This window comes from Streptomyces sp. NPDC032198 (genome assembly GCF_040636975.1).
Lineage (GTDB): Bacteria > Actinomycetota > Actinomycetes > Streptomycetales > Streptomycetaceae > Streptomyces.
Window position 1 is genome coordinate 199,787 of record NZ_JBEZVL010000009.1, and the last position, 12,572, is coordinate 212,358.

At 69.3% G+C, this 12,572-nt stretch carries 11 protein-coding genes, 1 tRNA gene and 1 riboswitch; of the genes, 7 read left to right on the forward strand and 5 right to left on the reverse strand.

Annotated features, from left to right (window positions below; translation table 11 throughout):
* Nucleotides 1-66: 66 nt before the first annotated feature.
* Nucleotides 67-1,455 carry a peptidoglycan-binding protein gene (locus AB0E78_RS24750; protein ID WP_361836319.1) on the reverse strand — a complete coding sequence of 463 codons (1,389 nt, stop codon included), beginning with the start codon at nucleotides 1,453-1,455 and terminating at the stop codon, nucleotides 67-69.
* A gap of 255 nt (nucleotides 1,456-1,710) precedes the next feature.
* On the opposite strand from AB0E78_RS24750, the gene AB0E78_RS24755 reads away from it, so the two are divergent.
* From AB0E78_RS24755 to AB0E78_RS24770, 4 genes are all read left to right on the forward strand, one after another.
* Nucleotides 1,711-1,784, forward strand: a tRNA-Lys gene (locus AB0E78_RS24755).
* A gap of 112 nt (nucleotides 1,785-1,896) precedes the next feature.
* Complete coding sequence (locus tag AB0E78_RS24760) at nucleotides 1,897-2,628, forward strand: FadR/GntR family transcriptional regulator (RefSeq protein WP_361836322.1); 732 nt, start codon at nucleotides 1,897-1,899, stop codon at nucleotides 2,626-2,628.
* 316 nt (nucleotides 2,629-2,944) lie between these two features.
* Nucleotides 2,945-4,930: a glycosyltransferase family 2 protein gene (locus tag AB0E78_RS24765; protein ID WP_361836325.1), complete on the forward strand. Its 1,986-nt coding sequence runs from the start codon at nucleotides 2,945-2,947 to the stop codon at nucleotides 4,928-4,930.
* On the forward strand, nucleotides 4,927-6,867 hold the full coding sequence (locus tag AB0E78_RS24770) for a kelch motif-containing protein (protein WP_361836326.1): 1,941 nt from the start codon (nucleotides 4,927-4,929) through the stop codon (nucleotides 6,865-6,867). Before AB0E78_RS24765 ends, AB0E78_RS24770 begins: the two co-directional genes overlap by 4 nt.
* A gap of 139 nt (nucleotides 6,868-7,006) precedes the next feature.
* Here AB0E78_RS24770 and AB0E78_RS24775 read toward each other — a convergent pair whose 3' ends face one another.
* Nucleotides 7,007-8,038 carry a glycoside hydrolase family 6 protein gene (locus AB0E78_RS24775; protein WP_361836329.1) on the reverse strand — a complete coding sequence of 344 codons (1,032 nt, stop codon included), beginning with the start codon at nucleotides 8,036-8,038 and terminating at the stop codon, nucleotides 7,007-7,009.
* Nucleotides 8,039-8,199: 161 nt separating this feature from the next.
* Here AB0E78_RS24775 and AB0E78_RS24780 point away from each other — a divergent pair, with 161 nt between their 5' ends.
* The 3 genes from AB0E78_RS24780 to AB0E78_RS24790 all read left to right on the forward strand — a co-directional run bounded on the left by AB0E78_RS24780 (nucleotide 8,200) and on the right by AB0E78_RS24790 (nucleotide 10,473).
* Nucleotides 8,200-8,955 (forward strand): ANTAR domain-containing protein, encoded by a 756-nt coding sequence (locus AB0E78_RS24780; RefSeq protein WP_361836332.1) that lies wholly within the window; start codon nucleotides 8,200-8,202, stop codon nucleotides 8,953-8,955.
* Between the two features lie 330 nt (nucleotides 8,956-9,285).
* A riboswitch (cobalamin riboswitch) is annotated at nucleotides 9,286-9,408 on the forward strand.
* Nucleotides 9,409-9,439: 31 nt separating this feature from the next.
* Nucleotides 9,440-9,661, forward strand: a complete 222-nt coding sequence (locus tag AB0E78_RS24785) for a CbtB-domain containing protein (protein ID WP_361836335.1) — start codon at nucleotides 9,440-9,442, stop codon at nucleotides 9,659-9,661.
* 20 nt (nucleotides 9,662-9,681) lie between these two features.
* Nucleotides 9,682-10,473, forward strand: a complete 792-nt coding sequence (locus AB0E78_RS24790) for a CbtA family protein (protein WP_361836338.1) — start codon at nucleotides 9,682-9,684, stop codon at nucleotides 10,471-10,473.
* Here AB0E78_RS24790 and AB0E78_RS24795 read toward each other — a convergent pair.
* From AB0E78_RS24795 to AB0E78_RS24805, 3 genes are all read right to left on the reverse strand, one after another.
* Nucleotides 10,454-11,119, reverse strand: a complete 666-nt coding sequence (locus tag AB0E78_RS24795) for a class F sortase (RefSeq protein WP_361836341.1) — start codon at nucleotides 11,117-11,119, stop codon at nucleotides 10,454-10,456. The genes AB0E78_RS24790 and AB0E78_RS24795 overlap by 20 nt on opposite strands.
* A gap of 15 nt (nucleotides 11,120-11,134) precedes the next feature.
* Complete coding sequence (locus AB0E78_RS24800) at nucleotides 11,135-11,674, reverse strand: hypothetical protein (protein WP_361836344.1); 540 nt, start codon at nucleotides 11,672-11,674, stop codon at nucleotides 11,135-11,137.
* Nucleotides 11,675-11,743: 69 nt separating this feature from the next.
* A complete protein-coding gene (locus tag AB0E78_RS24805; protein ID WP_361836346.1) occupies nucleotides 11,744-12,523 on the reverse strand; it encodes an HAD-IIA family hydrolase in 780 nt (259 codons plus the stop codon).
* Nucleotides 12,524-12,572: the final 49 nt, after the last annotated feature.

Genomic DNA, 12,572 nt, shown 5'->3' on the forward strand with positions numbered 1-12,572 from the left:
GGGTCACACCCGCAACCCGGTCACCTTCCTGCCCGCGTCTCAAGCGCGCCGCCCCGCTCACGCAGCTCATGCGAACAATCGCCGCCATGTTTCGGGGCCCGGGTAGCCGTCCGCTGCTGTGCCTCGCCAGCCCTGCGAGCGCTGGAACGCCTCGACGTTGCGGCGGTCGCTCTCCGTCCAGCGCGGGCCGGGGCCCCGCCCGTAGTGCTTGCCGAAGCCCTTCTTCACCAGTTGTCCGCCGAGCTTCTCGATCGACGGGCTGGACTGGCCGGGGCGGAACACTCCCCTGCCGGGGTACGCGGGCGCCTTGCTCTGGGCGCCGCCCGCCCCCGCGCCGGGGATGTCGCGGCCCTTGCCCGTCATCAGGTACGACCATGTCGCGGGGCCCGGCAGACCGTCCGCGTCGGCGCCGGTCCAGCCCTGCGCCCGCTGGAACGCCTGCGTGGCCCTGCGGTCCGCGTCGCTCCAGCGCGGACCCGGCCCGGTCTTGTAGAAGCGGGCACCGCCCCGGCCGACCAGTGCCTTGCCGAGCTGGGTGACGTACTTGTTGTTCGCACCTGGGCCGAACGATCCCGCGCCGGGGTAGCGCGCGCCGGAGCTCGGCCCCGAGCCGCCCGGAGCGCCGCTCTCCACCCCTTTGTAGCGGTACGCCAGATAGCGGCTCCCATTGCTCCAATAGGCATAGGGAGTCGTCTGCACACGGGCGTGCGGGCGGGCCTGTTCGTACGCGGTGTATTGCGTGTGTGCCGCGTTCGCCCAGCCGCCGAAAATCGTCACGTGCGACCCCTTCTCGGGGTTCGCCGGATTGTGGAAGAGAAGGATGTCGCCGGGCTGCAGCTGGCTCTTCGTAATGCGCACCGCGAACGAGGCGAGGCTGCCCGTCCATTCATTGCCGCCGAGGCTCCAGGCCATGGAGACAAAGCCCGAGCAGTCCTGGCGGTAACCGTCGGACCAGTACGAGTCCATGCTGTACGGCACCTTCGCCGCGACCCACTTCTTGGCGCGGGCCATGATCGCGGCCCGCGTCGTGGCCCGCGCCGCCGACGCCGTGGGCCCCGGGGAACCCGGCACCTCCGGCGCCCCGTGCAGCGCACTCGTACCACCCTGCGGACTGCCGGGACCGGGGTCACCGGGGCCCGGGTCGCCCACCCCCGGGCCCTCGTCCGACGGAACGCGCGGAACCCCCGGAGCCCCCGGAGCCCCCGGCGCCCCCGGTGGCCCCACCGGATGGTGCCCCGCGCCCGGAGCCGCCGCCGCCGGAAGCGCCTGGCCGCCGCCGAGCACGGAGCCCGCCGCCGCGGCGATGACGAGGGCGCGGCGCGCGCCGTGCGCCCCCGGGTGGCCGCCCTGCCGTACGGGGAGTGCGTGGGTCATGGATCGCCGCCGGTGAATGCATCCGGGGCAGTCGCAGTCGCTCTCGGGGTCGAATTCCTCGAATACCGGAGCACCCTCCATGCGATTCCCCTCACACTCCAGGAAAGAATGTCTGCGTCGCATCTGCACAGTCGTCAGCTTCTCAACTGTCCGGTGATATCGCATGTTGACGGTCCGAATGATTGATGCGCCCCGCATTCACGGTTCCCTCGCCTCCCGGCCTCGCCCCGGACAAAGCCCGCTCGAACCCCAGCCCCATGCCGCCCCGGGCACGCGCAAGCTCCCAGCTGGTCCGGAGCACCCGTCGGCGTCCGGTAGAGTTCTCCAGGTCAGCGCGCGCCGCTAGCTCAGTTGGTTAGAGCAGCTGACTCTTAATCAGCGGGTCCGGGGTTCGAGTCCCTGGCGGCGCACAGACAGCGAAAGCCCTCCGTTCACGCGGGGGGCTTTCGTGGTTCCCGGGCAAGGCGATACCCCTGTTCCCGGCAGGGTCGGTACCTGTGTCCGTACCGCTACCGTTGCGCCATGGCGCGCGACATACAGGAGCGGATCAAGAAGCTCATCATCGACCAGCGGCTGCCCTCCGGGGCCTCTCTGCCGACCGAGCCCGAACTGATGGAACGCCTCGGCGTCAGTCGGAACTCCGTGCGAGAGGCGCTCAAGGCGCTGCAGGCGATGGGCATCGTGGAGATCCGGCATGGTTTCGGCACCTATGTCGGGCCCATGTCGATGGCTCCCATGATCGAGGGCCTCACCTTCCGCACGGTGGCCGGCCACTACCGCGGCGAGGACAGCCTGCTCCAGCTCCTGGAGCTGCGGGAGGCCGTGGAGACCGGGCTCATCGCGCGTCTCGCGGGCCGCATCCCGGCCGCGGATCTGGCCGAACTCGATGCCCTCGTGGACCGGATGGACACCGAGGTGGCGGCGAACGACGGGCGGACCGGCCGGCCGGGTGCGGTTCAAACCGAAACCGACCGCGCATTTCACGCCACTCTGTACCGCTGTCTTCGCAATCCGCTGCTCGGCGAGGTCCTGGAAGCCTTCTGGGACGCCTTCCATAAGGTACGTACCGACCTGGTGGACGTTCCGCAGGACCCGAAGGTCACCTGCCGGCAGCACCGGGAGATCCTCGACGCGGTCCGGTCCGGCGATGTACTCCGGGCCGAGCGGGCCATACGGGAACACTTCGGTAATATTCGAACGCGCTTGACTGCTCCTGTCCCAACAGGCAACTCGAATCGCTCGTATGACCGGTAAACACCTTGTTTCGCTCTTGCGATCATGGCTATGGGCGTAGAACCTTGTGCTGAGCCACTGTGCGCACGAGCCATTGGCTCTCATGAGGCAGGCGGTGCGGGGCAGTTGGGGGCCCGGCCGGCCGGAGCCCGCGGGGTGGGGACGGGGGTCCCTGTCACGATCGGATGCCGAGGGGGGCATCATGCAACCGGAAGGTAGCTGTTCCATGTCTAAGGGGACGGTGGCCTGCCACTGATGCGTCCGTGAAGGCCGGGGGACCGGGTCGGACGGAAGGACCAACGAACACGCGGACGATCCGCGTGCGGGGGGATGACTCATGACGTCGACGCCGACGGGCGCCGGGCCGAACGACCCGTCAGAGACGACCCAACTGCGGGTTCCGTCGCACCGGACAGGCGGGTTCCGACGTATCAAGAAGGCTCTGCCGAGATACGACTACGAGCACTACAGCCGTCTCGCGGGGCCGCTCACGCAGCCCGATCCGACCAAGCCCTACAAGGTGCAGTACCGCTCGCTGCTCTCGCAGGAGCCGCACCGGATCAGGGCCGCGCTGATGCTGGGAGCCGCGCCGCTGCTCTCGCTCGTGCTGCTCGCCTGGCTGCTGCAGCCGACGCACTGGACGAAGCGTGACTACGTCGCGAACGACTGGCTGCCGACGCTCGACATCGTCATGCTCATATCGATCGGCCTGATCGAGTTCTTCCGCTGCATGAACGTGCTCTCGAACGCGCACGCCACGCTCGTCGCCCGTGACCCGATACCCGTGGTGCCCGAGACCGGCACCCGTGTCGCCTTCCTCACCTCCTTCGTGCCCGGCAAAGAGCCGCTGGAGATGGTGACGAAGACGCTGGAGGCGGCGGTCAAGATCCGCCACCGCGGCCTGATGCACGTCTGGCTCCTCGACGAGGGCGACGACCCCGCCGTCAAGGAGGTCTGCCAGCGGCTCGGCGTGCACCACTTCTCCCGCAAGGGCGTCGCGAAGTGGAACATGAGCAAGGGCCCGCACCGCGCCAAGACCAAGCACGGCAACTACAACGCCTGGCTGGACGCGCACGGCGGCGACTACGACTTCTTCGCATCGGTCGACACCGACCACGTCCCGATGCCGAACTACCTCGAGCGGATGCTCGGCTTCTTCCGTGACGAGAACGTCGGCTTCGTCATCGGCCCGCAGGTCTACGGCAACTACGACAACTTCATCACCAAGGCCGCCGAGTCCCAGCAGTTCCTCTTCCACGCGCTGATCCAGCGCGCGGGCAACGCGTACGGCTCCCCCATGTTCGTCGGCACGAGCAACGCCGTACGGATCAGCGCGCTGAAACAGATCGGCGGTCTGTACGACTCGATCACCGAGGACATGGCGACCGGCTTCGAGATCCACCGGGCCACGAACCCGCGCACCGGCAAGAAGTGGAAGTCGGTCTACACCCCGGACGTGCTCGCGGTCGGTGAGGGCCCCAACGCCTGGACGGACTTCTTCACGCAGCAGCTGCGGTGGTCGCGCGGCACGTACGAGACCATCCTGAAGCAGTTCTGGAAGGCGCCGTTCTCGCTGCCGCCGGGCCGCCTCTTCAACTACACGATGATGGTCATCTTCTACCCGATGTCCGCCATGAACTGGATCCTGGCCGCGCTCTCCTGCGCGCTGTTCCTCGGCATGGGCGCATCGGGCGTGAACATCGACCCGACGATCTGGCTGATGCTGTACGGCAACGCGTCGGCGCTGCAGATCGGCCTCTACATCTGGAACCGCCGCCACAACGTCTCGCCGCACGAGCCCGAGGGCTCCGGCGGTATCGCGGGCATGGTGATGTCGGCGCTGTCCGCGCCGGTCTACGCACGCTCTCTGCTCGACGCCGTGCTGCGCCGCAAGAGCAAGTTCGTGGTGACCCCCAAGGGCGATTCGGCGAGCCCGGACACCCTGTTCGGCACGTTCCGGATCCACCTGTTCTTCATCCTGGTCTTCAGCGGTTCCATGGCCGCCGCGTTCGTCTTCGACCACGTCCACCCGGCGATGATCACGTGGGCCACGTTCGCCCTGCTGATCACGGCCGCGCCGATCTTCGCCTGGCGGTGGGGCATGCGCCAGGACAAGAAGAAGCGCAGGTCCCGGCACGGATCCGGAGCCTCGGGGCCGCCCTCGGGCGGCGGGGACCCGACGGTGCCGCCGCAGCGTGACGCCACGGCGGAGCTGCCGCAGGCACACCAGCCTCCGCAGCCGCCGCACGCGCCGCAGCAGAAGCCCAGTTGGGCATCGAACGACCAGACCATGCAGATCGCCCTTGGGGGACGTAAGAAATGAAGGACCGCTCCAGCCGCCGCCGCGCCCGCCGCATCGCGATAGGCGCGGCGGTGGTCATAGCGCTGGCCGGGATGAACGGCCCGTGGCTGTGGCGCGTGGGTTCGGAGAAGTACCACGACTACAAGATCAACAAGCCGGAGTACAAGGCCGACAACGGCCACTGGCAGGTCGTGAACTTCCCCGAGGAGTACCGCCAGAACACGATCCACGCGGCGCTCCTGCACACCGGCAAGATCCTGCTGGTCGCGGGCTCCGGCAACAACCAGAAGAACTTCGACGCCAAGAAGTTCGACACCCGCCTGTGGGACCCGGTCAAGAACACGATCAAGAAGATCAAGACGCCCGTCGACCTCTTCTGCACCGGCCACACCCAGCTCGCCAACGGCAATCTGCTGATAGCCGGCGGCACCCAGCGCTACGAGAAGCTCAAGGGCGACACCACCAAGGCCGGCGGCCTGATGGTGGTGCACAACGAAGACCCGGACAAGCCGATCACGCTGCCGTCGGGCACGAGGTTCACCGGCAAGAAGAACGGCAAGACGTTCGTCTCCAAGGACCCGGTCGTCATCGAGCGCGCGAAGAAGGTCTTCGACAAGACGACCGGCGCGTTCGTACGCAACCAGCCGGGCCTGGGCCGGGTGTACGTGGAGGCGCAGAAGAGCGGCACGAAGTACGAGACCGGCACGCAGGACAACTACCGCGTGCAGGGCCTCAAGGGCGCCGCCACCCGCAACACCTACGGCATCGCGCAGAAGCTCGCCCTGGACAAGAAGGACTTCCAGGGGATCAAGGACGCCTTCGAGTTCGACCCGGTCGCCGAGAAGTACATCAAGGTCGACCCGATGAACGAGGCCCGCTGGTACCCCACGCTGACCACGCTCTCGGACGGCAAGGTGCTCAGCCTCTCCGGCCTCGACGAGATCGGCCAGCTGGTCCCGGGCAAGAACGAGGTGTACGACCCGAAGACCAAGAAGTGGACGTACACCAAGCAGGTCCGGCAGTTCCCGACCTACCCCGCGGTCTTCCAGCTGGAGAACGGCAGGCTCTTCTACTCGGGATCGAACGCGGGCTACGGCCCCGATGACGTCGGCCGCAAGCCCGGCACCTGGGACCTGGAGGAGAAGGGCAGCTGGAAGGGGATTCCGGGGATGAGCGACCCGAACATCCTGGAGACCTCCAACACGGTCGAACTGCCGCCCGCGCAGGACCAGAAGTACATGGTCGTCGGCGGTGGCGGTGTCGGTGAGTCGAAGAAGTCCAGCAAGAAGACGCGCATCGTCGACCTCAAGGACGACAGCCCGAAGTTCGTGGACGGTCCCGAGCTGGAGAAGGGCACGCGTTACCCGCAGGCCTCGACCCTGCCCGACGACACGGTGCTCATCTCCGGCGGCTCCGAGGACTACCGCGGCCGCGGTGACTCGAACATCAAGCAGGCGCGGATCTACGACGCCAAGACCGGCAAGATGCGGCGGGTCGCGGACCCGGAGGTCGGGCGCAACTACCACTCGGGCTCGATCCTGCTGCCCGACGGCCGCGTGATGTTCTTCGGCTCCGACTCGCTCTACGCCGACAAGGCCAACACCAAGCCCGGCGTCTTCGAGCAGCGCATCGAGATCTACACCCCGCCGTATCTCTACCAGGGCTCGCAGCCCAAGCTCACCGGCGGTCCCGAGGAGATGAGCCGTGGCGGGTCGGGGACGTTCAAGACCCAGCACGCCTCGTCCATCACGACGGCCCGTCTGATCAGGCCGAGCGCCTCGACGCACGTCACGGACATCGACCAGACGTCCATCGCCCTGGACCTGAAGAAGTCCGCGGACGGCGTCACGGTGACGATCCCGAAGGAGCGGAGCCTGGTCGAGTCGGGCTGGTACATGCTCTTCGTGACGGATGACCAGGGCACCCCGAGCAAGGCCAAGTGGGTCCACGTGAAGTAGCCCCTTCAGGGGCGCGGGGCTGTGTCGATATGCGGCTCCGCAGCGGGGCGCGAGCAACCACGAGAAAGCCGCAGTCGCAACTGTCCGGTCACCCGGCAGTCGCGACTGCGGCTTTCTCGTGGGGCGCTGTGAGGCGTTTCTACTTGGCCGCCTCCGCGAGGCCCTTCGCGTACTCGGGCCACCACTGGCCGGCCTTCGGGCCGCCCCGGCACGTGCCGTCGGACTCACCGGGCCGCTTGACCCAGAGGTACGCGTCGACGAGCGGGTCGTCCGTCTTGGTCGTGGGCGCCTCGCCCAGCGCACGGCCCGGCGGGTTGCACCAGGTGTCCTTGCCCTTGGTGTACGGGCCGTTGCCGTTGCGCGCGGTGTCGATGACGAACGGCTTGTCGCCGATCTTCGCCGAGAGTTTCTTGCCGAACTCCGTGCTGGCCTCGGTGGTCTGGAAGTTCGAGACGTTGACCGAGAATCCGTCGGCCTGCTCGACGCCCGACCACTTCAGGGGCTCCCAGAGCGAGTCCGGGTTCTTCCAGCCCGCGTTGCCCGCGTCCAGGTACACCTTGGTGTTCTTCAGGGACTTGAGCTTCCCGATGGCGCCCTTGAGGAGGTCGTACCGCTCCTCGTGGAACTGCTCCGGCGTGCAGTTGTCGACCATGTGGAGCACGGCGTCCGGCTCCAGGATGACCGTGGCCCTGCGGTCGCCGATGCCCGCGGCGACCTGGTCGATGAACTTCCGGTACTCGTTGCCGTCGGCGGCGCCGCCTTCCGAGTACTGGCCGCAGTCCCGGTGCGGGATGTTGTAGAGGACCATCAGGGCGTCCCTGTCGGCCTTCTGCGCCGCTTCGGTGAAGCCGCGCGCCTGGTCCTCCGCGTTCTCCGGGACGATCCATTCGGCGACGGGCTGCTCGGCGATCTTCCGGATCAGACCGGCGTCGTCCTTCTTGCCGTCCTTCTCGTACGCGGCGACCTGCTTGGCCGCGTTCCCCTCCGGGTTGACCCAGTACGGGTCGGAACCCTTGGGTTGCTGCTTGACCGGCCCCGAGGATTCCCCCTCGCCCGAGCCGTCATCGGAGGAGCACCCCGACAGCAGCAGCGCAGCCCCCGCAAACGCCGCCGCGGCCTGCAACCCCCTGACCGCGATCCGATGACCGCGGCCGGTGCCTTTGTGGTACATCCACTCCCCCTTGGGTGCACTGTCCGATTCTCAATCCTGACATACGCCCACCCTGGCCACGAGGCCCGCCCGTCCGCTGCGGAGACCTGTAGGAGACCTGTTACAGCGGGGCGTCAACGGGTAGGCGCAGTGGGCGGGGCGGCGCTCATGGGGAGGAGATCATGCGGGATCGCACCTCTGAACTACGGCTTGCCCAAGTCCTGGTGGAGACCGCGAACACCCTGGACGACGACTTCGACCCGGAGCTCTACCTCGGCCGGGTCGCGGGCCACTGCGTGGAGCTCCTCGACGCGTCCGCCGCCGGGGTCATCTTCGACGGCTTCGGCGCCCCCGCGGTCGCCACCGGCGGCCATCCCCACGCACTCGCACTCGACCTGCTCGGCGTCCAGCACGGCGGCGGGCCCTGCGTGGAGAGTCTCGGCACCGGTCTGCCCGTGCCGCCGGTGCGGCTCACGGCGGCCGAACCCGCCCAGCGCTGGCCGGAGTTCACCGCGCTGGCGCGGCGCCACGGGATCGGGGTGACGTACGCGGTGCCGCTGCGCCAGCGCGAGACCCTGCTCGGGGCGCTCAACGTCTTCGTGCCCGAGACCTCCCGGTGCCCGCACGCCGAAGACGAGCTGCGGCTCGCGCAGGCCATCGCCGACGCCGCCGCGGTGGGCCTGCACAACCACCGTGCCTACACGCGGTATCGAACCCTCGCCACCCAGCTCCAGGGCGCCCTGACCAGCCGCGTACGCATCGAACAGGCCAAGGGCATGCTCGCCGAACGCTGGCATACCGGGGTGGACGACGCCTTTGACGCGCTGCGGCGGTACGCGCGCAGAGAACGGCTGGTCATGGACCTGGTCGCCATTGACGTGATCAAGGGATCGCTCGACGACGCGGCGCTGCGCGGCGGTTGGTCCGAGCCATCCTGAAGGTCGTCCCGGGAACTCCCACCACCTGCGGTGATCACAGAGAGGAAGCGGCTCGCGACTTGGCGTCAATCCACCCCTAGGCTCCAGCGCTCATCCGTTCTAGAGTCGTCACAACGGCCCAAGCCCCCGGCCTGATCGTCCATCCCGCACAGCGGGGTTGGCCATCGAACCTCCCGCGCCGGCGCCGGGTTACTCCCGCAGCTCGTGCGCGCGCGGTCGAGGACCAGCCCGGTCGACGGCTCCGGGGGGAGCGGGCCGCCGACCGGGCCCTGGTTGTACCGGGACCGTTGACAGTGTCCATGACCAACTGGGACTCTCCGGGACGACAAGTCCATACATCGAGGCGACGGTTGACAGGAACCCGGTGCGATTCCGGGGCGGTCCCGCCACTGTGACCGGACGCCCAAGTGGTGTGTGGAAGCCAGGAACTGAGCCGTCGTACTCCTGCTTCGGGGCGTGGAACCCCAGAAGGAGACGCTTCGACATGGCACTGCACACCGCGGCACCGCACACCGACAGGACGGCGGCCCGGGCCGCCACGGTCCAGACCCGCGACTGGCTCATCGCCTCGGCCGCGGCCATCATCGCGCTGATCGCGCTCTACGCGCTCTTCCTCGACAACGGCTCGCTGATCTCGGCGACCGGCAGCTATCTCCACGAGTTCGCGCACGACGGCCGGCACCTCTTCGGTGCCCCGTGCCACTGACCGGGGACGGACACGGCACCATGCCATCCTCCGCGCCCTCGCCCGTACTGCCCCTGCTCGGGCGGGGTCTCGTGGCGGGAGGAACGGCGGGCCTCGCGGCCGGTCTCTTCTCGCTGCTCCTCGCCGAGCCGCTGATGGACCGGGCGATCCGCGCCGAGGAGAAGCGGTCGGCCGGCCATGAGCACACGCAGCACCACGAGGAGCTTTTCACGCGCTCGACCCAGCACGCGGGCCTGGTGGTCACCGCACTCGTCGCCGGTCTCGCCGTCGGCGTCCTCTGCGCGGTGGCGTACGCCCTGGTGCACCGCCGCGATCCGTACGCGCACCCGTGGCCGCGTGCCCTCGCCTTCGCGGGGGCGGCCTTCCTCGCCGTCTCCCTGCTGCCCGGTCTGCGCTACCCGGCGAACCCGCCGGGCGTCGGCGACGCGGGCACGGTCGGTGACCGCCAGGCGATGTGGCTCGCGTCCGTGGCGATCGGCGTCCTCGGCATGCTCCTGGTCCGGCAGGTGTACGTACGCCTGTCGGAGAGACCCGACCCGGTGCGGCAGACCGCGGCGGCCCTCACGACGGTCGCCGTGCTCGCCGTGCTCTTCCTGCTCCCGGACAATCCCGACCCGGTCCCGGTCGACGCGGTGCTCCTGTGGGACTTCCGCGTCCTCTCGGTCGCCTCGCACGCCCTGCTGTGGGCGGTGTTCGCGGCGGTCTTCGGAGGCCTGGGACTGCGGGCCGCCCGGGAAGGGGCCGCCGTGGGCGCGAGCGCGGCGGGAGTGCGCTCGCGCCCCGGCACCGCCTCTACGGGCCCACCCCGGTGAGGTAGGCCGACACCACCACGTTCGCCGAGTACGTCTTGGTCGCCCGGTCGAACGAGCCGCCGCACGTGATCAGGCGGAGCTCGGCGCGGCCCTCCTCGTGGGGGCCGTACGCCTTCTTCGCGTCGAAGCGGTCCCGGCTGAGGACCTGGACGTCGTCCACGGTGAACTCGGCGACCGAGCCGTCGTCCCGGGTCACCCTGACCTTCTCGCCGGGGCGCACCGCGCTGAGGTCGTAGAAGACCGCGGGGCGCGTCTCGGTGTCGACGTGGCCCACGAGCAGGGACGTACCCGCCGCTCCGGGGCGCGTCCCGCCGCCGTACCAGCCGACGGATTCCGCCTGCTCGAAGGGCGGCGGATCGATGGCGCCCTCCGGGTCGAGGCCGCGGCTGATCACGGGTGCCCGCACCTTCAGCGAGGGGATGTCGACGCGTTGCGGCCTGGCGGCTCCGAGCGGCTCGTGCGCGTCCGGGAGTTCGACGGCGAAGGGGCGGCCCACCGCCGCCACGTCGCCGTTCGTGGGCTCCGAGACACCGCCCCGTACGTCGGTGATCTCGCTGCCCCACAGCCAGAGGCCGACCAGCACCAGGGCCCAGGCGACCCCGGTGAGGAAGCGCCCGTGCCCTGCCGATCCCTCATGGTCCGACATCGCGGCCGTCGCCCGTCACTCGGAGCGGCGCCGGCGGACGCTGCGGAGCGCCACGGCCACGGCGGCCACCCCGGCGAGCACCAGGCCGATCACCGCGTGCCGGGTGCCGGGGCCCGCCTCCTCGGTGTGCGCGGCGAGCTGGGCGGTGCCGCCGCCGCCCGCGCGGACCGGTGACACGGGCTCGGAGTGGTGCTGGACGACGCGTACGGTGCCCGCGCCCTGGTGGGGGTGGCCGTCACAGACGATGGTGACGTCGTACGAGCCGGTGACGCCGTCCCTGATCGTGGCGGAGCCGTTCAGGGAGTACTTGTCGCCGTCCCTGCCGGTGAGCTTCGCGTCGCCCGTGAACGCCCCGGACCCCGCGGAACCGGTCGTCCCGTCGCAGCCATCGACGCTGATCTCCACTTTGGCCCCGGAAGCGGCGCTGGCCGGGGAGACCGTGGCGTGCACTTTGCCCTCGTCGTGGGCGTGTGCGGGCGTCGTGGCGACGACGGGGAGCGCGGCGAGGACCGCGGCCCCGGCTATGCCACGAAGGGTGAGTGAACCTCTACGCATCGTGAACCTCCTGTTCCGAGGTTCACGCGCGGCTGCTGCTCACGCCTCCCGTGTGCGGCAAACGGGTGGTCACACGCGGTCGACGAGGTCTGCGATCGAGTCCACGACGTTCGAGGGCCGGAACGGGTGCTGGTCGATGTCCTTGCGGGACGTCAGGCCCGTGAGCACCAGGAACGTCTCCATTCCGGCCTCGAGGCCGGCGAGGATGTCGGTGTCCATGCGGTCGCCGATCATGGCGCTGGTCTCGGAGTGCGCCCCGATCGCGTTCAGACCGGTCCGCATCATCAGCGGGTTCGGCTTGCCCGCGAAGTAGGGGCTGCGCCCGGTGGCCTTGGTGATCAGCGCGGCGACGGCGCCGGTCGCGGGCAGCGGCCCTTCCATGGAGGGGCCGGTCTCGTCCGGGTTCGTGCAGATGAAGCGGGCCCCGCCATTGATCAGCCGCACGGCCTTGGTCATGGCCTCGAAGGAGTACGTACGGGTCTCGCCGAGCACCACGTAGTCCGGGTCGTGGTCGGTCAGGACGTACCCGATGTCGTGCAGGGCGGTGGTGAGGCCCGCCTCGCCGATGACGTACGCGGTGCCGCCGGGGCGCTGGTCGTCCAGGAACTTCGCGGTGGCGAGCGCCGACGTCCAGATGTTCTCGACGGGCACGTCGAGGCCCATGCGGTTCAGGCGGGCCTGGAGGTCGCGGGCGGTGTAGATCGAGTTGTTCGTCAGGACCAGGAAGGGCTTACCGGATTCGCGGAGCCGCTTGATGAAGGAGTCGGCGCCGGGGATCGGGACGCCCTCGTGGATGAGCACGCCGTCCATGTCGGTGAGCCACGATTCGATGGGCTTGCGCTCTGCCATGGGGTGCACTCCTGCGGTCTGCGATGAACGGGTGAGGCCAGGGGCGCCG